Here is a 396-nt window from a genome sequence, read left to right as displayed (position 1 = left end):
CTCTATAAGCTCTCCGTTCCCCTCAGCCCAAATTTCCAATGTTTTTTTTAGTCCATTTAATGTAGTAGGCTCATCATCCACTATTAAAGTAGTTTTCCAGTATTTCATTGGTCTCCTCCATTAAAAGGTATTTCAAACGACACGGTTGTTCCCACTCCAAGTTCGCTAACAATGGTCATGTCCTGCAAGATTAAATCATTATAGTAGAATTTAAGTCTTCGATGACAGTTTACAATCGCCATTCCAGTTCCCTTCGTGTCCAATGATTCCTTCTTATCGAATGAATGCAATATGTTGTTTACGTCTTCTTGTGACATTCCTACGCCATCATCTTTAACTTCTACACGTAGTGCACCATCCATTTTTGAGGAAGGCTTTATGATGATTTCTACACAC

At 38.4% G+C, this 396-nt stretch carries 1 protein-coding gene; it reads right to left on the bottom strand.

What is annotated here, in order from left to right; genetic code table 11:
• Positions 1–104 precede the first annotated feature (104 nt).
• The coding region (locus tag AOA62_RS24665; RefSeq protein WP_143521911.1) for a sensor histidine kinase at positions 105–396 on the bottom strand (292 nt) is incomplete at its 5' end.

This window comes from Pseudomonas sp. 2995-3 (assembly GCF_002742565.1).
GTDB lineage: Bacteria > Pseudomonadota > Gammaproteobacteria > Pseudomonadales > Pseudomonadaceae > Aquipseudomonas > Aquipseudomonas edaphica.
This window is presented reverse-complemented; position numbering and strand designations above follow the sequence as displayed.